This is a genomic window from Pseudomonas sp. 8 R 14, assembly GCF_900005955.1.
GTDB lineage: Bacteria > Pseudomonadota > Gammaproteobacteria > Pseudomonadales > Pseudomonadaceae > Aquipseudomonas > Aquipseudomonas marginalis.
In genome coordinates this window covers 368,657-388,079 of record NZ_CVTH01000058.1, presented here as the reverse complement: position 1 = coordinate 388,079, position 19,423 = coordinate 368,657, and the positions used below count along the sequence as shown (strand labels likewise).

General features: G+C 62.3%; 17 protein-coding genes. 16 read left to right on the top strand and 1 reads right to left on the bottom strand.

The genetic code is table 11. The features are described from left to right. Nucleotides 1–36: 36 nt before the first annotated feature. Nucleotides 37–291, top strand: coding sequence for a hypothetical protein (locus tag BFQ01_RS14185; protein ID WP_027605061.1), 255 nt, complete (start codon nt 37–39; stop codon nt 289–291). Between the two features lie 30 nt (nt 292–321). Beyond that, nucleotides 322–891, top strand: a complete 570-nt coding sequence (locus BFQ01_RS14180; protein ID WP_027605060.1) for a lipocalin family protein — start codon at nt 322–324, stop codon at nt 889–891. Nucleotides 892–1,020: 129 nt separating this feature from the next. Here BFQ01_RS14180 and BFQ01_RS14175 read toward each other — a convergent pair whose 3' ends face one another. Then, a complete protein-coding gene (locus tag BFQ01_RS14175) occupies nt 1,021–2,385 on the bottom strand; it encodes a formimidoylglutamate deiminase (protein WP_065925744.1) in 1,365 nt (454 codons plus the stop codon). A 147-nt stretch (nt 2,386–2,532) separates the two neighbouring features. On the opposite strand from BFQ01_RS14175, the gene hutC reads away from it, so the two are divergent. From hutC to BFQ01_RS14105, 14 genes are all read left to right on the top strand, one after another. Further along, a complete protein-coding gene (hutC, locus tag BFQ01_RS14170) occupies nt 2,533–3,243 on the top strand; it encodes a histidine utilization repressor (protein ID WP_223841674.1) in 711 nt (236 codons plus the stop codon). Further along, nucleotides 3,240–3,800: a HutD/Ves family protein gene (locus BFQ01_RS14165; RefSeq protein ID WP_065925743.1), complete on the top strand. Its 561-nt coding sequence runs from the start codon at nt 3,240–3,242 to the stop codon at nt 3,798–3,800. Before hutC ends, BFQ01_RS14165 begins: the two co-directional genes overlap by 4 nt. Nucleotides 3,801–4,206: 406 nt before the next feature. Next, complete coding sequence (gene hutU, locus BFQ01_RS14160) at nt 4,207–5,877, top strand: urocanate hydratase (RefSeq protein WP_027605056.1); 1,671 nt, start codon at nt 4,207–4,209, stop codon at nt 5,875–5,877. Between the two features lie 142 nt (nt 5,878–6,019). Then, nucleotides 6,020–7,480, top strand: a complete 1,461-nt coding sequence (locus tag BFQ01_RS14155; RefSeq protein ID WP_065925742.1) for a purine-cytosine permease family protein — start codon at nt 6,020–6,022, stop codon at nt 7,478–7,480. 70 nt (nt 7,481–7,550) lie between these two features. Further along, entirely contained in the window at nt 7,551–8,516 is a 966-nt protein-coding gene (locus tag BFQ01_RS14150; RefSeq protein ID WP_027605054.1) for an ABC transporter substrate-binding protein, read from the top strand. Nucleotides 8,517–8,587: 71 nt separating this feature from the next. Continuing rightward, the gene (locus BFQ01_RS14145; RefSeq protein ID WP_027605053.1) at nt 8,588–9,439 is read left to right on the top strand and encodes an ABC transporter permease; all 852 of its coding nucleotides are present in this window, start codon (nt 8,588–8,590) and stop codon (nt 9,437–9,439) included. Next, nucleotides 9,436–10,260 carry a quaternary amine ABC transporter ATP-binding protein gene (locus BFQ01_RS14140; protein ID WP_051429333.1) on the top strand — a complete coding sequence of 275 codons (825 nt, stop codon included), beginning with the start codon at nt 9,436–9,438 and terminating at the stop codon, nt 10,258–10,260. Before BFQ01_RS14145 ends, BFQ01_RS14140 begins: the two co-directional genes overlap by 4 nt. Nucleotides 10,261–10,314: 54 nt before the next feature. Then, nucleotides 10,315–11,823, top strand: coding sequence for a histidine ammonia-lyase (gene hutH / locus BFQ01_RS14135; RefSeq protein WP_065925741.1), 1,509 nt, complete (start codon nt 10,315–10,317; stop codon nt 11,821–11,823). A 33-nt stretch (nt 11,824–11,856) separates the two neighbouring features. After that, nucleotides 11,857–13,395, top strand: coding sequence for a histidine ammonia-lyase (gene hutH / locus BFQ01_RS14130; protein ID WP_137211651.1), 1,539 nt, complete (start codon nt 11,857–11,859; stop codon nt 13,393–13,395). Between the two features lie 160 nt (nt 13,396–13,555). Continuing rightward, nucleotides 13,556–14,965: an amino acid permease gene (locus BFQ01_RS14125; protein ID WP_065925740.1), complete on the top strand. Its 1,410-nt coding sequence runs from the start codon at nt 13,556–13,558 to the stop codon at nt 14,963–14,965. A 15-nt stretch (nt 14,966–14,980) separates the two neighbouring features. After that, complete coding sequence (gene hutI / locus BFQ01_RS14120; RefSeq protein WP_065925739.1) at nt 14,981–16,186, top strand: imidazolonepropionase; 1,206 nt, start codon at nt 14,981–14,983, stop codon at nt 16,184–16,186. Nucleotides 16,187–16,197: 11 nt separating this feature from the next. After that, on the top strand, nt 16,198–16,998 hold the full coding sequence (gene hutG / locus BFQ01_RS14115; protein WP_065925738.1) for an N-formylglutamate deformylase: 801 nt from the start codon (nt 16,198–16,200) through the stop codon (nt 16,996–16,998). Nucleotides 16,999–17,129: 131 nt separating this feature from the next. Next, complete coding sequence (locus tag BFQ01_RS14110) at nt 17,130–18,077, top strand: choline ABC transporter substrate-binding protein (RefSeq protein ID WP_065925737.1); 948 nt, start codon at nt 17,130–17,132, stop codon at nt 18,075–18,077. Between the two features lie 353 nt (nt 18,078–18,430). Further along, complete coding sequence (locus tag BFQ01_RS14105) at nt 18,431–19,360, top strand: alpha/beta hydrolase (RefSeq protein ID WP_065925736.1); 930 nt, start codon at nt 18,431–18,433, stop codon at nt 19,358–19,360. Nucleotides 19,361–19,423 lie beyond the last annotated feature (63 nt).

Below are 19,423 nucleotides of genomic sequence, written 5' to 3'. Positions count from 1 at the left end.
ATACCCAAGCTGCTTCGTCCCTCCAGGAGTTATTCCATGTCGTTACGCCGTCTCGCTTTGCTGGCCTTTTGCGTGCTGTTGGCCGCTTGCAGCAAGGTCAATCAAGAAAACTACGCAAAGTTGTCGGCCGGCATGCCTAAGGCCGAGGTGGAGTCGCTGCTGGGCAAGCCGACCGATTGTTCCGGCGCACTGGGCATGTCCAGCTGCACATGGGGCGATAAAAACAGCTTTATCAGCGTTCAATATGCCGGTGACAAAGTTCTGATGTTTTCCGGGCAAGGCCTGAAGTAAACCGGGGCGAAAGCCTGCGGGAGAAGAAGAATGATGCGTTTTGTTTTGTTCCTTTGCGCCAGCCTGTTTTTGGCGGGCTGCGCCAGCCATTCTGGCGACGATCTGCAACCCAAGACAGCGAGCAACGTCAACCTCAAGCGTTACCAGGGCACCTGGTATGAGTTGGCTCGATTGCCGATGTACTTCCAGCGCAACTGCGCGCAGTCCGAAGCCCGCTACACATTGCTGCCTGATGGCGATATGTCGGTATTCAACCGCTGCCTCACCACCGAGTGGAAGTGGGAAGAAGCCAAGGGCACGGCCACGCCGCAGGTGCCTGGCAAGACCGACAAGCTCTGGGTGGAATTCAACAACTGGTTTACGTCACTGCTGCCAGGCGTCGCCAAGGGCGATTACTGGGTGCTGTATGTCAGCGATGACTACAAGACCGCCATCGTCGGCAGCCCGAGCCGGCGCTATATGTGGATCCTTTCGCGCACGCCGACGGTCAGTGCGGACACCCGTGAAGACCTGTTGAGCAGGGCGCGGCAGCAAGGGTATGACACCACGCGGTTGATCTGGCGCACGTCGGATAAGCAGATGGCGAAGACTTCGCAATAACCCAGGATCACTACAGATCCAATTGTGGGAGGGGGCTTGCTCCCGATAGCGGTGTATCAGCAGATTATTTCTAGCTGACACACCGCAATCGGGAGCAAGCCCCCTCCCACATTTGTTATGTGTTGCCTGTCAGCTCAGCAAATCTCTCAAGACTTCAGTGAACGCCCGGTTGCTTTCTTCCTCGCCGGCATGCCGCCCATCGCGCACCACCCACTTGCCGTTCACCAGCACATCGCGCACCTGCCGATCACCGCCGGCAAACAGCCAGCGATTGAGAATCCCATCCTCGCTGGCAGTCGCCAGGTAGGGATCGTTACCGTCCAGCACAATCCAATCCGCACGCTTGCCCACTTCCAGTCGACCTATCGGCTGCCCCAGCGCTTGTGCGCCGCCGTCCAGCGCCGCATCGAACAACGTACGGCCGACCATCGGCTGGTCGCTGCGATACAAGCGATTGCGCCGTTGATCGCGCAGGCGTTGGCCGTATTCCAGCCAGCGCAGTTCTTCCACCACGCTCAGTGATACATGGCTGTCGGAACCGATGCCCAGGCGTCCGCCCTGGGCGAGGAAATCCACGGCCGGGAAAATCCCGTCGCCCAGGTTGGCTTCGGTGGTCAGGCACAAGCCGGCAATCGCGCGGCTCGTGGCCATGCGCGTCACTTCTTCCGGGTTGGCATGGGTCGCGTGCACCAGGCACCAGCGTTCATCGACCTCGACGTTGTCGTACAGCCATTGCAACGGGCGTTTGCCGCTCCAGGCCAGGCAGTCGTCGACTTCCTTTTGCTGTTCGGCGATATGGATATGCACCGGGCACGTCTTGTCGCTGGCGGCCAATACCTCATTGATCTGCTGTGGCGTAACCGCGCGCAGCGAGTGGAAGCACAGCCCCAGTTGCTGCGCCGGCCGCGCCGCCAGAATCGGTTTGAGGCGCGCCTGCAGATCCAGGTAGTTTTCGGTGCTGTTGATAAACCGTCGCTGGCCCTCATTGGGCGCCTGGCCGCCGAACCCGGAGTGGGTATAGAGCACCGGTACCAGCGTCAGCCCGATACCGCTGCTCGCTGCGGCTTGGCTGATCTGCCGTGACAGTTCCGTGCGGTCGGCGTACGGCTGACCGCTGACGTCATGATGCACGTAGTGGAATTCGGCCACCGAGGTGTAGCCGGCCTTGAGCATCTCGATGTACAGCTGGCGGGCAATCACCTGCAGTTGCTCCGGGCTGATCTTGCCGACCATGCGGTACATCAGGTCGCGCCAGGTCCAGAAACTGTCATTCGGGTTGCCGGCCACTTCGGCCAACCCGGCCATGGCGCGCTGAAAGGCGTGGGAGTGCAGGTTCGGCATGCCCGCCAATACCGGGCCCCTGAGCCGTTCGGCACCGTCTGCGCTGGCGTTGGCCTCAACCTGTGTCAGCAGGCCATCGGCGCTGACTTCAAGACGTACATCGTTGGCCCATCCACTAGGCAGCAGCGCGCGTTCGGCAAAGAAAGCGGACATGATTAGAGCACCCCGGTCGTGTGTTTATTTGTATATACATATACAGACGTTTGCCTGCTCGGTAAACTCCGGCAATCTATGCATCTTTTCCCCTTGCAAGGATTCCCTGTGCCGACTCCGCCCGCCAAGTCTTCACTGGCTGCCCACATGGACGAAAGTCCGGCGCCCTTGTATGCCCGCGTCAAACAGATGATCAGCCAGCAGATCCTCAACGGCAACTGGCCGCCCCATTACCGCGTACCGTCGGAGAGCGAACTGGTCAGCCAGTTGGGCTTCAGCCGCATGACCATCAACCGTGCCCTGCGCGAGCTTACCGCCGAAGGTTTGCTGGTGCGCATGCAAGGTGTCGGTACGTTCGTCGCCGAGCCCAAGAGCCAGTCGGCGCTGTTCGAAGTGCACAACATTGCCGATGAGATCGCCTCCCGCGGTCATCGGCATACCTGCCAGGTCATCACCCTGGGCGAAGAGGCTGCCGGTTCCGAGCGCGCCGTCGCCCTGGAAATGCGCGAAGGCGGGCGGGTGTTCCACTCGTTGATCGTGCATTACGAAAACGATATTCCCGTGCAAATCGAGGACCGTTTCGTCAACGCCCTGGTCGCGCCGGAGTACCTGCAACAGGACTTCACCCTGCAAACCCCCTATGCCTATCTCAACCAGGTGGCGCCGTTGACCGAAGGCGAGCATGTGGTCGAAGCGATTCTCGCCGACGTTGCCGAGTGCAAGTTGCTGCAGATCGAGCCGAGCGAGCCGTGCCTGTTGATTCGCCGGCGTACCTGGTCCGGTCGTCAGCCGGTGACTGCCGCGCGTTTGATCCACCCCGGTTCCCGCCACAGTCTGGAAGGACGGTTCAGTAAATGAGTGCAGTAAAAGTCTGGCGCGCCGCCGATTACGCGCGCATGCCGTGGAAAAACGGCGGCGGCAGTACCGAAGAAATCACCCGCGATGCCGGCGAGGGCCTGGAAGGCTTCGGCTGGCGCCTGTCGATTGCCGATATCGGCGAGTCTGGCGGGTTTTCCACCTTTGCTGGCTACCAGCGCGTGATCACCGTGATCAAAGGCGCAGGCATGGTGCTGACCGTGGATGGCGAGGAGCAGCGCGGGTTGTTACCGCTGCAACCGTTCGCCTTCAAAGGCGACAGCCAGGTTTCATGCCGCTTGATTACCGGGCCGATCCGCGACTTCAACCTGATCTACTCGCCCCAGCGTTACCATGCGCGGTTGCAGTGGGTGGATGGTGTGCAACGGTTTTTCAGCACGGCGCAGACGGTGCTGGTGTTCAGTGTGGCGGATGAAGTGAAGGTGCTGGACGAGGTACTGGGCCATCACGATTGCCTGCAAGTGGACGGTAACAGCGGTCTGCTGGATATTTCCGTCACGGGTCGCTGCTGCATCATCGAACTGACCCCGCGGGGTTAAAAAATGTGGGAGGGGGCTTGCTCCCGATAGCGGTGGATCAGTGGGTATATCCTGGGCTGACACACCGCAATCGGGAGCAAGCCCCCTCCCACATTTGTTTTTGTGTCGCTTATAGAATCTGTTTCCAGTCCCTGCACCAATTTGTTACCGAACGCCCCAGCTCGGTGCAAAACCGCGCTGTCGTGACACACCTCCCTCGCTATAAAACCCCTTCGCAAGAAATTTCATCACGCCTCGAAGCCTTAATTTACAAGGCTCGCACACGCTTTTCGGAAAAATCCTAACACCTCTCTCGGAAAGTTGGCCGCTTGATTGCATATGCTTGTATGTACAAGTAAAGATGTGTGCGTAAGACTCTCCTTCGCACCATCCATGTTCGCGCATCGATCGCCGAGGAGTTCTTGTTGTGACCAAGCCTACAAAATACCGTGACGTCGAAATCCGCGCCGCCCGCGGTAACAAGCTCACCGCCAAAAGCTGGCTGACTGAAGCGCCGCTGCGCATGCTCATGAACAACCTCGATCCGCAAGTGGCCGAGAACCCCAAGGAACTGGTGGTGTACGGCGGTATTGGCCGTGCAGCGCGCAACTGGGAGTGCTACGACCAGATCGTCGAGAGCCTCACCCACCTGAATGACGACGAAACCCTGCTGGTGCAATCCGGCAAGCCGGTCGGCGTGTTCAAGACCCACAGCAATGCCCCGCGTGTGCTGATCGCCAACTCCAATCTGGTACCGCACTGGGCCAGCTGGGAGCACTTCAATGAACTGGATGCCAAGGGCCTGGCCATGTACGGCCAGATGACCGCCGGCAGCTGGATCTACATCGGCAGCCAGGGCATCGTCCAGGGCACCTACGAAACCTTCGTCGAAGCCGGTCGCCAGCATTACGACAGCAACTTGAAGGGTCGTTGGGTCCTCACCGCCGGCCTCGGCGGCATGGGCGGTGCCCAGCCTCTGGCCGCAACCCTCGCTGGCGCGTGCTCGCTGAACATTGAATGCCAGCAGGTCAGCATCGATTTCCGCCTCAACAGCCGCTATGTCGACGAGCAGGCCACCGACCTCGATGACGCCCTGGCCCGCATCGCCAAGTACACAAAGGAAGGCAAGGCCATCTCCATCGCGTTGCTGGGTAACGCCGCTGAAATCCTGCCGGAACTGGTCAAGCGTGGCGTGCGCCCGGACATGGTTACCGACCAGACCAGCGCCCACGACCCGCTCAACGGTTACCTGCCGGCCGGCTGGACCTGGGACGAATACCGCGCCCGCGCCAAGACCGAACCGGCTGCCGTGATCAAGGCCGCCAAGCAGTCGATGGCGGTGCACGTCAAAGCCATGCTGGACTTCCAGAAGCAAGGCATCCCGACCTTCGACTACGGCAACAACATCCGCCAGATGGCCCAGGAAGAGGGCGTGGAAAATGCCTTCGACTTCCCAGGCTTCGTACCGGCGTACATCCGTCCGCTGTTCTGCCGTGGCATCGGCCCGTTCCGCTGGGCTGCGCTGTCGGGCGACCCGCAGGACATCTACAAGACCGACGCCAAGGTCAAAGAGCTGATCCCCGATGACGCACACCTGCACAACTGGTTGGACATGGCGCGCGAGCGCATCAGCTTCCAGGGCCTGCCAGCGCGTATCTGCTGGGTTGGCCTGGGCCAACGCGCCAAGCTCGGCCTGGCGTTCAACGAGATGGTGCGTAGCGGCGAGCTGTCGGCACCGGTGGTGATCGGTCGTGACCACTTGGACTCCGGTTCGGTCGCCAGCCCCAACCGCGAAACCGAATCCATGCAGGACGGTTCCGACGCCGTGTCCGACTGGCCGCTGCTCAACGCCTTGCTCAACACCGCCAGCGGCGCGACCTGGGTTTCGCTGCACCACGGTGGCGGCGTGGGCATGGGCTTCTCCCAGCACTCCGGCATGGTGATCGTCTGTGACGGGACCGACGAAGCGGCCGAGCGCATCGCCCGCGTGCTGCACAACGACCCGGCCACCGGTGTGATGCGTCATGCGGACGCCGGTTACCAGATCGCCATCGACTGCGCCAAAGAGCAGGGCCTCAATCTTCCAATGATCAAGTAACCAATGTGGGAGGGGGCTTGCTCCCGATGGCGGTGTATCAGCCAATAGGTCTGGTGACTGACCCACTGCTATCGGGAGCAAGCCCCCTCCCACAGTTGAGCGGCGGCGACCCCCAAGACAATCCATCAGAGGTTGAACACCCATGGCTGCAAGTGACGCGCGTGCAAGCACCACCCCGTTGATCGAAAGGCGTTCGATCGACTACATCCCGGAAGCGGAAAGACACGGTCGTCTCTTGAGCCAGTTCACCCTGTGGCTGGGTGCCAACCTGCAGATCACGGCGATCGTCACCGGGGCCCTGGCCGTGGTGCTGGGCGGTGATGTGTTCTGGTCGTTGATCGGTCTGTTGATCGGTCAACTGCTGGGCGGCGGCGTCATGGCGTTGCATGCGGCGCAAGGGCCCAGGCTGGGCCTGCCGCAGATGATCTCCAGTCGGGTGCAGTTCGGTGTGTACGGCGCGGCGATTCCGATCGTGCTGGTCTGCCTGATGTACCTTGGTTTCACCGCAACCGGCACCGTGCTTTCCGGCCAGGCCCTGGGCCAGTTGTTTGGTGTCAGCGACAGCGTCGGGATCCTGATCTTCGCCAGTGTCATCGTGCTGGTCACGGTGCTCGGTTACCGGGTGATCCACTTCATCGGCCGCGTTGCCAGCGTCATTGGCGTGATTGCCTTTGTCTACCTGTTCAGCCGTCTGATGAGCCAGGCCGACGTAGGCGCACTCCTGCAAATCCGACACTTCAGCTGGAGCAGCTTCCTGTTGGCGGTGTCGCTCGCGGCCTCCTGGCAAATCGCCTTCGGCCCGTACGTGGCGGACTATTCACGCTACCTGCCGAGCAACACGTCCTCGCTGAAAACCTTTCTTGCCGCAGGCGCAGGTTCGGTGGTGGGTGCACAAGTGGCGATGATCCTCGGCGTGTTTGCCGCGGCCATGTCCAACGGGCAATTTGCCGGTCACGAAGTGGCCTACATCGTCGGCCTGGGCGGTGCCGGAGCCACTGCGGCGCTGCTGTATTTCAGCATCGCGTTCGGCAAGGTCACCATCTCCACGCTGAACTCCTACGGCAGCTTCATGTGCATTGCCACGATCATCAGCGGCTTTCGCGGTCGCCTCGAGGTCACGCGCTTGCAGCGCCTGTTTTTCGTACTGGCCATCGTCGGTACGGCGACCCTGATCGCCTTGCTCGGGCAGCACTCGTTCCTGGGGGCGTTCAAGTCCTTCATCCTGTTCCTGCTGGCGTTTTTTACCCCATGGAGCGCGATCAACCTGGTCGACTACTACTGCATCACCCGCGATCGCTACGACGTGCCGGCGCTGGCCGATCCGAACGGGCGCTATGGCCGTTGGAACCTGCTCGGTATCAGCGTGTATGTCTTCGGTGTGCTGGTGCAATTGCCGTTCATCTCCACCAAGTTCTACACCGGTCCCCTGGTGGCGGCCCTGGGGGATGTGGATATTTCCTGGATCATCGGCCTGGTTCTTCCCGCCGCGCTCTATTACTGGGCGGCGAAAAAGTGGCCTCGCGCAACGCCTGAACACCTGACCCTGCCGACAGAGCAGGGCGCTGCACCGACGACGACAAACGGGCTGGTTGCACAGGCCTGATGGGACGTGGACAGGGCAGGATGCCTACTGACTGCCGTAATCCATTTCAAGATTTGGGAGCGTCACAACAATGAAAATGCATAAGACCCTGTTGGCCACCGTGTTTTCCGCGGGCTTGCTGGCCACTGCTGGCGCCCAGGCGGCCGGTTGGTGTGAATCCGGCAAACCGGTGAAATTCGCCGGCCTGAACTGGGAAAGCGGCATGTTGCTCACCGACATCCTGCAAACCGTGCTGGAAAAAGGCTACGACTGCAAAACCGACAGCTTGCCAGGCAACTCCATCACCATGGAAAACGCCCTGAGCAGCAACGACATCCAAGTGTTTGCCGAAGAATGGGTCGGCCGCAGCGAAGTCTGGAACAAGGCCGAGAAGGCCGGCAAAGTCGTCGGTGTCGGTGCCCCGGTGGTGGGCGCCGTCGAAGGCTGGTACGTACCGCGCTACGTGATCGAAGGCGACGCCAAGCGCAAGCTGGAAGCCAAGGCGCCGGATCTGAAAAACATCGCCGACCTGGCCAAGTACGCCGCGGTGTTCAAGGACCAGGAAGAACCGTCCAAGGGCCGTTTCTACAACTGCCCGGCCGGCTGGACCTGCGAGCTGGACAACAGCGAAATGCTCAAGAGCTACGGCCTGGAAAGCACCTACACCAACTTCCGCCCAGGCACCGGCCCGGCGCTGGATGCGGCGGTGCTGTCGAGCTACAAGCGTGGCGAGCCGATCCTGTTCTACTACTGGTCGCCAACCCCGCTGATGGGCCAGGTCGACCTGGTCAAGCTGGAAGAAAAACCCGGTGTGGATAAGACCGTGAGCATCAAGGTCGGCCTGTCCAAGACCTTCCACGAACAAGCCCCGGAACTGGTGGCCGTGCTGGAAAAAGTCAACTTGCCCATCGACCTGCTGAACCAGAACCTGGGGCGCATGGCCAAGGAGCGCATTGAGTCGCCGAAACTGGCGAAAATTTTTCTCAAGGAACATCCTGAAGTCTGGCACGCCTGGGTGAGCGACGAGGCAGCCAAGAAAATCGACGCGGCCTTGTAGGTCAAGTGTGCACGGCTACCCTCATGGGTAGCCGGGCGCCTGGCCACAACCCACTGGATCGAGAGCACGCTATGTTTCCTGAGAGTTTTACGTTTTCCATCGCCGACTGGGTCAATGGTTGGGTGGATTCACTGGTCACCAACTACGGCGATGTGTTCCGGCACATCTCCGACACCCTGCTGTGGGCCATCGTCAACCTGGAAGGGCTGCTGCGCGCCGCCCCCTGGTGGTTGATGCTGGCCATCGTCGGCGCCGTTGCCTGGCATGCCACCCGCAAGGTGCTGACCACGGCGGTGATCGTTGGTTTGCTGTTCCTGGTGGGCGCGGTCGGCCTGTGGGACAAGCTGATGCAGACCCTGGCGCTGATGATGGTTGCCACGGTGATCTCGGTGTTGATCGGCATCCCGCTGGGCATCCTGTCGGCGCGCAGCAATCGCCTGCGTTCGGTGCTGATGCCGCTGCTCGACATCATGCAGACCATGCCCAGCTTCGTGTACCTGATCCCGGTGCTGATGCTGTTCGGCCTGGGCAAGGTGCCGGCGATTTTCGCCACGGTGATCTATGCCGCACCGCCGCTGATTCGCTTGACCGACCTGGGGATTCGCCAGGTCGACGGCGAAGTCATGGAAGCCATCAACGCCTTTGGTGCCAACCGCTGGCAACAGCTGTTCGGCGTGCAATTGCCGCTGGCGCTGCCGAGCATCATGGCCGGTATCAACCAGACCACCATGATGGCGTTGTCGATGGTAGTGATCGCCTCGATGATCGGCGCCCGTGGCTTGGGTGAAGACGTCCTGGTCGGCATCCAGACCCTCAACGTCGGCCGTGGCCTCGAAGCCGGGCTGGCGATCGTGATTCTCGCCGTGGTCATCGACCGCATTACCCAGGCCTATGGTCGTCCACGGCATGAGGCGAGCAAATGACTACTGTCAGCAAAATCGAAGTTAAAAACGTCTTCAAGATCTTCGGCGCCCGCTCCAAGGAGGCGCTGGCGATGGTTGGCCAGGGCAAGACCAAGGACCAGGTGCTGGCCGAGACCGGCTGCGTGGTCGGCGTGAACGATTTGTCCCTGAGCATCGGCACCGGTGAGATCTTCGTGATCATGGGCCTGTCGGGCTCGGGCAAATCCACGCTGGTGCGCCACTTCAACCGCCTGATCGACCCCACCAGCGGCGCGATCCTGGTGGACGGCGAAGACATCCTGCAACTGGACATGGACGCCCTGCGCCAATTCCGTCGGCACAAGATCAGCATGGTGTTCCAGAGCTTCGGCCTGCTGCCCCACAAGAGCGTGCTCGACAACGTCGCCTACGGCCTCAAGGTGCGTGGCGAAACCAAGCAGGTCTGCGCTGAACGCGCGCTGCACTGGATCGAAACCGTGGGCCTCAAGGGCTACGAAAACAAGTACCCGCACCAGCTCTCCGGCGGCATGCGCCAGCGTGTCGGCCTGGCCCGCGCCCTGGCCGCTGACACCGACATCATCCTGATGGACGAAGCCTTCAGCGCCCTCGACCCGCTGATCCGCGCCGAGATGCAGGACCAGTTGCTCGAGCTGCAAAAGACCCTGCACAAGACCATCGTGTTCATCACCCACGACCTCGACGAGGCCGTGCGTATCGGCAACCGCATCGCGATTCTCAAGGACGGCCGGCTGATCCAGGTCGGCACGCCGCGGGAGATCCTGCATTCGCCGGCGGATGAGTATGTGGATCGGTTTGTCCAGCGGCGTGCGGCGGTGGTCTGACCCAGGTTCTGTGGTGAGGCCGGCAAAGCTGTAGAGAATATGAAGAGGTCAACAATGTCCCAGGCAGCAAAAATCATCATCGCCGACACCCCCCTGCGCTGGCAGGACGTGGTCGCCGTGGCCCGTCACGGTGCGGTGCTCGAACTCTCGGGCCAGGCCTGGGCGCGTATCGACAATGCCCAGGCCATCGTGCAGCGCATCGTTACCAGCGGCGAACGCGCCTACGGCGTGAACACCGGGTTGGGCGCATTGTGCAACGTGTCGCTTAAAGGCGAGCAACTGAGCCAGCTGTCGCGCAATACCCTGTTGAGTCACGCCTGTGGCGTCGGCCCGGTCCTCAGCGACGAGCAGACCCGCGCGATCATCTGCGCGGCGGTCATCAACTACAGCCACGGCAAATCCGGCCTGCATCCGCAGGTGGTGCATTCGCTGCTGGCGCTGCTCAACCACGGCATCACGCCACAAGTACCGTCCCAGGGCTCGGTGGGTTACCTGACCCATATGGCCCATGTCGGCGTGGCGCTGCTGGGTGTCGGAAATGTGAGCTATCGCGGCCGGATCGTCCCGGCGCTACAGGCCCTGGACGAAGAAGGTTTGCAGCCGGTGGTCCTCGGCGCCAAGGACGGCCTGTGCCTGGTCAACGGCACGCCGTGCATGACCGGCCTGAGCTGCCTGGCCCTGGCCGACGCCCATCACTTGCTGCAATGGGCCGACGTGATCGGCGCCATGAGCTTCGAGGCACAACGCGGCCAGATCGACGCCTTTGACGAAGAAATCATCGCCCTCAAGCCGCACCCGGGCATGCAGCATGTCGGCCGCAACCTGCGTGCGTTGCTCGATGGCAGTGAAGTGATTGCGAGCAGCAAAGGCATCCGCACCCAGGACGCCCTGAGCCTGCGCTCGATCCCGCAGATCCACGGCGCGGCGCGCGACCAGGTGGAACACGCCACTCGCCAGATCGAGACCGAACTCAACAGCGCCACCGACAACCCGCTGGTGCTCGGCACGCCGGACCACTACCGCGTGGTGTCCCAGGCCAACCCCCACGGCCAGTCCGTCGCCCTGGCCGCCGACATGCTGGCGATTGCCCTGGCCGAAATCGGCTCGGTGGCCGAACGCCGCCTCGACCGCCTGATCAACCCCCACGTCAGCGGCCTGCCGGCGTTCCTGGTGAGCAACCCAGGGGTCAATTCCGGGATGATGATCGTGCAGTACGTCGCCGCCTCGCTGTGCGGACAGAACCGCCAGTTGGCGCAACCGGCGGTGCTGGACAACTTCGTCACCTCGGGGCTGCAGGAAGACCACCTGAGCATGGGCACCAACGCCGCGCTCAAGCTGCACCAGGTAGTGGCCAACGTCACCCAGATCCTCGCCATCGAGTACCTGCTGGCGGCCCAGGCCTTCGAATTCCTGAAAGGCCAGCGCTTCGGCGCGGGCACCGATCGCGCCTGGCGCCTGTTGCGTGAAGTGGTGCCGGCCTATGAGCAGGACCGTTGGCTGGCGCCGGATATTGCGGCTGCCGCCAAGGTGCTCAAGGACACCGCATTACCGAATCTGCACTGAACACTTATTTCAAAAGAATAATTCACAAGGAGCATGAATGTGACTGCGCTAAACCTGATTCCAGGCCAACTGAGCCTCGCCCAACTGCGGGCCATCTACCAGCAGCCGGTAACCCTCAGTCTGGATGACAGTGCCTCGGCCCAGATCGAAGCCAGTGTGGCCTGCGTGGAACAGATTCTCGCCGAGAACCGCACCGCCTATGGCATCAACACTGGTTTCGGCCTGCTGGCCTCGACCCGCATCGCCAGCGAAGACCTGGAAAACCTCCAGCGTTCCCTGGTGTTGTCCCACGCCGCCGGCGTCGGTGAGCCGATCAGCGATGCGCTGGTGCGGCTGGTCATGGTGCTCAAGGTCAACAGCCTCAGCCGTGGATTCTCCGGGATTCGCCGGCAGGTGATCGACGCGCTGATTGCGCTGATCAATGCCGAGGTGTACCCGCATATTCCTCTGAAAGGCTCCGTTGGTGCTTCCGGTGACCTGGCGCCGTTGGCGCACATGTCCCTGGTGCTGCTGGGCGAAGGCAAGGCGCGCTACAAGGGCGAATGGCTGGAAGCCACCGACGCGCTGAAAGTCGCCGGCCTGACGCCGCTGACCCTCGCCGCCAAGGAAGGCCTGGCGCTGCTCAACGGCACCCAGGTGTCCACCGCCTATGCCCTGCGTGGCCTGTTCGAGGGCGAAGACCTGTTCGCCGGCGCCCTGGCGTGCGGCGGCCTTACCGTGGAAGCGGTGCTGGGTTCGCGCTCGCCGTTCGACGCCCGTATTCATGCGGCTCGCGGTCAACGTGGGCAGATCGATTCGGCGGCGGCCTACCGTGACCTGCTCGGTGAGAGCAGCCAGGTGTCGCAGTCGCACCAGAACTGCGACAAGGTGCAGGACCCGTACTCCCTGCGCTGCCAGCCACAAGTCATGGGCGCCTGCCTGACCCAGTTGCGCCAGGCGGCCGAGGTACTGGTGGTCGAAGCCAACGCCGTGTCCGATAACCCGTTGGTATTTGCCGCTGAGGGTGACGTGATCTCCGGTGGCAACTTCCACGCCGAACCAGTGGCCATGGCCGCTGACAACATGGCCCTGGCCATCGCCGAAATCGGCTCCCTGAGCGAGCGTCGCATCTCGCTGATGATGGACAAGCACATGTCGCAACTGCCGCCGTTCCTGGTGGGCAATGGTGGGGTGAACTCCGGTTTCATGATCGCCCAGGTGACCGCCGCCGCCCTTGCCAGTGAGAACAAGGCATTGGCTCATCCCCATAGCGTCGACAGCATCCCGACGTCCGCCAACCAGGAAGACCACGTGTCGATGGCCCCGGCTGCCGGCAAGCGCCTGTGGGAAATGGCCGAGAACACCCGCGGCATCCTCGCCGTGGAATGGCTGGCCGCGTGCCAGGGCCTGGACCTGCGCGAAGGCCTGAAAACCTCGCCGAAGCTGGAAAAAGCCCGTGGCATCCTGCGCGACAAAGTGACGTTCTACGACAAGGACCGCTTCTTCGCCCCGGACATCATCGCCGCCAGCGAACTGCTCGCCAGCCGCTGCCTGAATGAGCTGGTGCCGGCCACGTTGCTGCCGAGCCTGTAAGCGGTTCAGACAACGGCATGGCTCTCTGTGGTGAGCGAGCTTGCTCGCGCCGGGCTGCGCAGCAGCCCCAAAAAAGGCCGCGAGCGCTTCGCACTCGAGCGCGAGCAAGCTCGCTCACCACAAACAACTTTCTCAGGATAAAAATAATTAGGGACGAGAAATGCACCAGCAAGAAAAGGGTTTGAAACGCGGGCTGAGCGCCCGACATATTCGCTTCATGGCCCTCGGTTCCGCGATCGGCACCGGGCTGTTCTACGGGTCCGCCTCGGCCATCCAGATGGCTGGCCCCGCCGTGCTGCTGGCCTACCTGATCGGCGGCGCCGCAGTGTTCATGGTGATGCGCGCCCTCGGTGAAATGGCCGTGCACAACCCGGTCTCCGGCTCCTTCGGCCAATACGCCAGCACCTACCTGGGCCCGTTGGCCGGTTTTATCCTGGGCTGGACCTACGCCTTTGAAATGATCATCGTCTGTCTCGCCGACGTCACCGCCTTCGGCATCTACATGGGCTTCTGGTTTCCCGAGGTCGCACGCTGGGTCTGGGTGCTCGGCATCGTGTTTTTGATCGGCGGCCTGAACCTGTGCAACGTCAAGGTCTTTGGCGAGATGGAGTTCTGGCTGTCGCTGCTCAAGGTCGGCGCCATCGTGGCGATGATCCTCGGCGGTTTCGGCATCATGCTGTTCGGCATCCACTCGGCCGGCGAAACCCAGGCCAGCGGCCTGAGCAACCTGTGGGCCCACGGCGGCTTCATGCCCAACGGCATTGGTGGGCTGATCGCCTCGTTTGCAGTGGTGATGTTCGCGTTTGGCGGCATCGAGATCATCGGCATCACCGCCGGTGAAGCCAAGGACCCGCAGCGCGTGATCCCCAAGGCGATCAACGCCGTGCCGCTGCGCATCCTGTTGTTCTACGTGCTGACGTTGTTTGTCTTGATGGCCATCTACCCATGGCCGCAGATCGGCAGCCAGGGCAGTCCGTTCGTGCAGATCTTCAGCAACCTCGGGATAGGCTCGGCGGCGACCCTCCTCAATATCGTGGTGATTTCGGCGGCCGTGTCGGCTATCAACAGCGACATCTTCGGTGCCGGCCGCATGATGTACGGCCTGGCGCAGCAAGGGCAGGCGCCCAAGGGCTTTGCCCGGTTGTCCAGGCAAGGCGTACCGTGGATGACGGTGGTGGTGATGGGCGCCGCCTTGCTCGGCGGTGTGCTGCTCAACTACCTGATCCCGGAAAACGTGTTCCTGCTGATCGCGTCGATTGCCACCTTCGCCACCGTATGGGTGTGGCTGATGATCCTGTTCACCCAGGTCGCCATGCGCCGCTCGATGACGAAAGAGCAGGTCGCCGAATTGAAATTCCCGGTGCCGTTCTGGCCCTACGCGCCGGCTGCGGCCATCGTGTTCATGCTGTTTGTGTTTGGCGTGCTCGGTTACTTCCCGGACACCCAGGCGGCCTTGCTGGTCGGTGCGGTGTGGATCGTGTTGCTGGTCGTTGCCTATCTGCTGTGGGTCAAGCCCGCCGCCGGGCAAGCGGCCAAGGTCCATTACGACCCGGCCTTGTCTCATCGATAACTTAGGGAGGCGTTGATGAAAACCCTTTGGCAACACTGCCACGTCGCAACCATGGCCCAGGGCAAATACTCGATCATCGAGGATGCCGCCCTGGTCACCGCCGGTTCGCTCATCGAGTGGATCGGTCCGCGCAGCGAAGTACCGACGGCGGATTACGCCCAGGTGCATGACCTGCAAGGCGCGTGGGTCACCCCCGGGCTGATCGACTGCCACACCCACGCGGTGTTTGGTGGCAATCGCAGCGGCGAATTCGAGCAGCGCCTCGAGGGCGTGAGCTATGCCGACATCGCGGCCAAGGGCGGCGGTATTGCCAGCACCGTGCGCGCCACCCGCGCCGCCACGGAGGATGAACTCTTCGCCAGCGCCCATAAGCGCCTGCGCAGCCTGCTGCGCGATGGCGTGACCACGGTGGAGATCAAGTCCGGCTACGGCCTGGACCTGGCCAACGAGCGCAAGATGTTGCGTGTGGCTCGGCGCCTGGGCGAAGCGCTGCCGGTCAGCGTGCGTGCCACGTGCCTGGCGGCCCATGCATTGCCGCCGGAGTACAAGGACCGCGCCGACGATTACATCGAGCACATCTGCAATGAAATGCTGCCGGCCTTGGCGGCGCAGGGGTTGGTGGACGCGGTGGATGCGTTCTGCGAATACCTGGCGTTTTCCACCGAGCAGGTGGAGCGGGTGTTCAAGGTCGCCCAGCAACTCGGCCTGCCGGTGAAACTGCATGCCGAGCAGCTGTCGTCGCTGCACGGCTCCAGCCTGGCGGCGCGTTACCACGCGCTGTCGGCGGATCACCTGGAATTCATGACCGAAGAAGACGCCATCGCCATGGCCGCTGCCGGCACCGTCGCCGTGTTGCTGCCGGGGGCGTTCTACTTCCTGCGCGAAACCCGGCTGCCGCCGATGGACGCCCTGCGCAGGCACGGCGTGAAGATCGCCATCGCCAGTGACCTCAACCCCGGCACCTCGCCGGCGTTGTCGGTGCGCCTGATGCTGAACATGGCCTGCACCCTGTTCCGTATGACCCCGGAAGAAGCCCTGGCCGGTGTCACACAACATGCGGCCACCGCCCTGGGCATGGGCGACACCCATGGGTCCCTGGAAGTGGGCAAGGTCGCCGACTTTGTCGCCTGGCAGATTGATCGCCCCGCCGACCTCGCCTATTGGCTGGGCGGTGAGCTGGATAAACGCGTCGTGCGCCACGGCGTCGACGTCACTCTATAAGGAGCACTGCTGTGGATAAGGTTCTGAACTTCAAACAAGGCCGTGTGCCGCTGCTGATCAGCATGCCCCACGCCGGCCTGCGCCTGACGCCTGCGGTGGAAGCCGGGTTGATCCCCGAAGCGCAAAGCCTGCCGGACACCGATTGGCACATCCCCACGCTGTATGACTTCGCCGAAGCGCTGGGTGCCAGCACCCTGTCGGCGGAGTACTCGCGGTTTGTCATTGACCTGAACCGGCCCTCGGACGACAAGCCGCTGTACGCCGGTGCCACCACGGGCCTGTACCCGGCGACCCTGTTCGATGGCGTGCCGTTGTTCCGCGAAGGTCTGGAGCCGAGCGAGACAGAGCGCGCCAGTTACCTGCAAAAGATCTGGGGCCCGTATCACCGCGCGCTGCAAGAGGAACTGGCGCGGCTCAAGGCCGAGTTCGGTTATGCGTTGCTGTTCGATGCGCACTCGATCCGCTCGGTGATCCCGCACCTGTTCGACGGCAAACTGCCGGATTTCAACCTGGGCACCTTCAACGGCGCCGCCTGTGATCCGGAACTGGCCAGCCAGCTCGAGGCCATTTGTGCCACCCATCCTCAGTACACCCATGTATTGAACGGGCGCTTCAAGGGCGGCCATATCACCCGCCATTACGGCAATCCGGCGCAGGATATCCATGCGGTGCAGCTGGAATTGTGCCAGAGCACGTATATGGAAGAGTTCGAGCCGTTCCGCTATCGCCCGGATCTGGCCGAGCCGACGCAGGTGGTGTTGAAGCAGCTGCTGGAAGGCTTGCTGGCGTGGGGGCGCAAGCGCTACGAGTGACGAACGGTCGCCCCTGTGCAACTCACAGTCGCCACAGGTCGTGTTGGGAGAGGTCTCGCTCGGTAAGGTTGTGGTTATGGCGCACCAGACGCCACTTCCCATAATAAAAGCTGCCGAGTGAGACCTCTTTCATGAGAAGACTGTTCAACCGTTACCTGTTGACCCTCACCGGCGCCGCACTCCTCAGTGCCCAAGCCATGGCCGCCGAACCGGCCTCCTGCAAATCCATTCGCATGGGCGTGGTCAGTTGGACCGATGTGGTCGCCACCTCGGGCATGGCCGACGTGCTGCTCAGCGGCCTGGGCTATGACAGCAAGCAGACCAGCGCCGTGCAGCAGATCATCTTTGCCGGTATCCGCGATAAACGCCTGGACGTGTTCCTCGGCTATTGGAAGCCGGCGATGGACAACAACATCGCGCCGTTTCTGGCCGCCAGGCAGGTCAAGGTCTTTGATAAACCCAGCCTCGCCGATGCCCAGGCCACCCTGGCCGTGCCGCAATACGTGGCTGATGCCGGGCTGAAGACCTTTGCCGACATCGCCCGTTTCAAGGACAAGCTGGGCGGCAAGATCTACGGCATCGAGCCCGGCAGCGGCGCCAATACCGATATCCAGAAAATGATCGACACCAACCACTTCGGCCTGGGCGGCTTCAAGCTGGTGGCTTCCGGTGAGGCTGGCATGTTGGCGGCGGTGCAGCGCGCGGTGAACCGCAAGGAGTTCGTGGTATTTGTCGGGTGGACCCCGCACCCCATGAACATCAATATGAAAATGGCCTATCTCACTGGCAGCGAAGACGTGTTCGGTCCTGACGAAGGGCGCGCCACGGTCTCCACCGTGACCGCGCCGGACTTCGCCGAACGCTGCCCCAACGCTAACCGATTGCTCGAGAACCTGACCTTCACCGCGGCCCAGGAAAGCCAGCTCATGGTGCCGATCATGGAGCGCCAGTCACCGCAGGACGTGGCCAGGCAATGGCTGCGCGACCACCCCGAGGATTTGCAGCGCTGGTTGGCCGGGGTTACAGCATTTGATGGCAGCGATGGCTTGGCGTCGCTCCAGGCCTACCTCAAACCCTAAGCCAAGTGCAGCCCCCGATAGCCATGGGTATCTTAAGGGTTGACGCATAACGCTGTGGTGAGCGGGCTTGCCCCGCGCTGGGCTGCGAAGCAGCCCCAATAAAGGCGCCGGGATTTTTCTGTTAGTACTCAGCGTGTGGGGTTTTAGGGCTGCTTCGCAGACCAGCGCGGGCGGTGCGACGATTCGACAAGCCCGCTCACCACAAGGGCTTCATTACCTCAGGTTATGCTTTCACCGAAGATGTGTAGATACGACTGCCCCGATAGCGCCATGCCGGGCCACCTATCAAGTGACTGATCCATCGCAATCGGAAACCTCCGACCTTGAACCTGCCGCGCCAGAGATCATTGCGTATGTACCCGATATCCCCGCAACTTGTCGCGTTCGTTGAAAAAACCGAGTCTTTCACCAGCGCCGACTCTTCCCTGGCGAGCCTGCGCCAAAGTTACGAACGCATGTGCCAGGCATTCACCCCGCCGAAACCGGAAGGCTTGCAGCTCACGGACTTCACCCTGGCCGGCGTGGACGTGCGCAGTTATCTGCCCCCCACACCGCCACCCGCCGACGGCTGGCCATGTCTCCTCTATATACACGGCGGTGGCTGGGTGGTCGGCGGCCTGGATTCCCACGACGTCATCTGCTTCGAGCTGGCCAATGCCCTCCGGGTGCTGGTGATCGCCATCGACTACCGCCTGGCGCCCGAGCACCCATTCCCGGCCGCCTACGACGATTGCCGCGCAGTGTGGCAGGCGATCCAGAAAGGGCAGGCGCCACACGCCATCGATCGGCAACGCCTGGCAGTGGTCGGTGACAGTGCGGGCGGCAACCTGGCGGCGGCGTTGTGCCTGGGGTTGCGCGATGATGGCCAGCCTATGCCGCGGGCCCAGGTCCTTATTTACCCCGGACTGGGCGGCCCGGCTGATTTGCCCTCGCGCCGTGACTGCATGGACGCGCCGCTGCTCAGCACTGCCGACACCGACTACTACCTGGCGCTCTACCTGCGTGGTTTGGCTAAACCATCGCCCTATGCTATGCCGCTGCTGGCCGAGGATTTCAGTGGTTTGCCCAAGGCCTTGATCGCAGTAGCCCAATTCGACCCGCTGCGCGACGACGGCATGCTGTACGCCGAGCGCCTGCAACAGGCCGGTGTGCCTGCGCGGTTGTATCCGGGCAAAGGCCTGGTCCACGGCTGTCTACGCGCAAAGGGCCAGGCCCCGGAGGTGGATCGGCTGTACGGCTACCTGTTGGATTACCTGAGGAGCGAACTACTGACGCAGCTCTAAGCGCTCAAGGACATGCTCATTGCACAATTCGGGTTTATAGTGCCAGACGGCAAAATAAAAGAC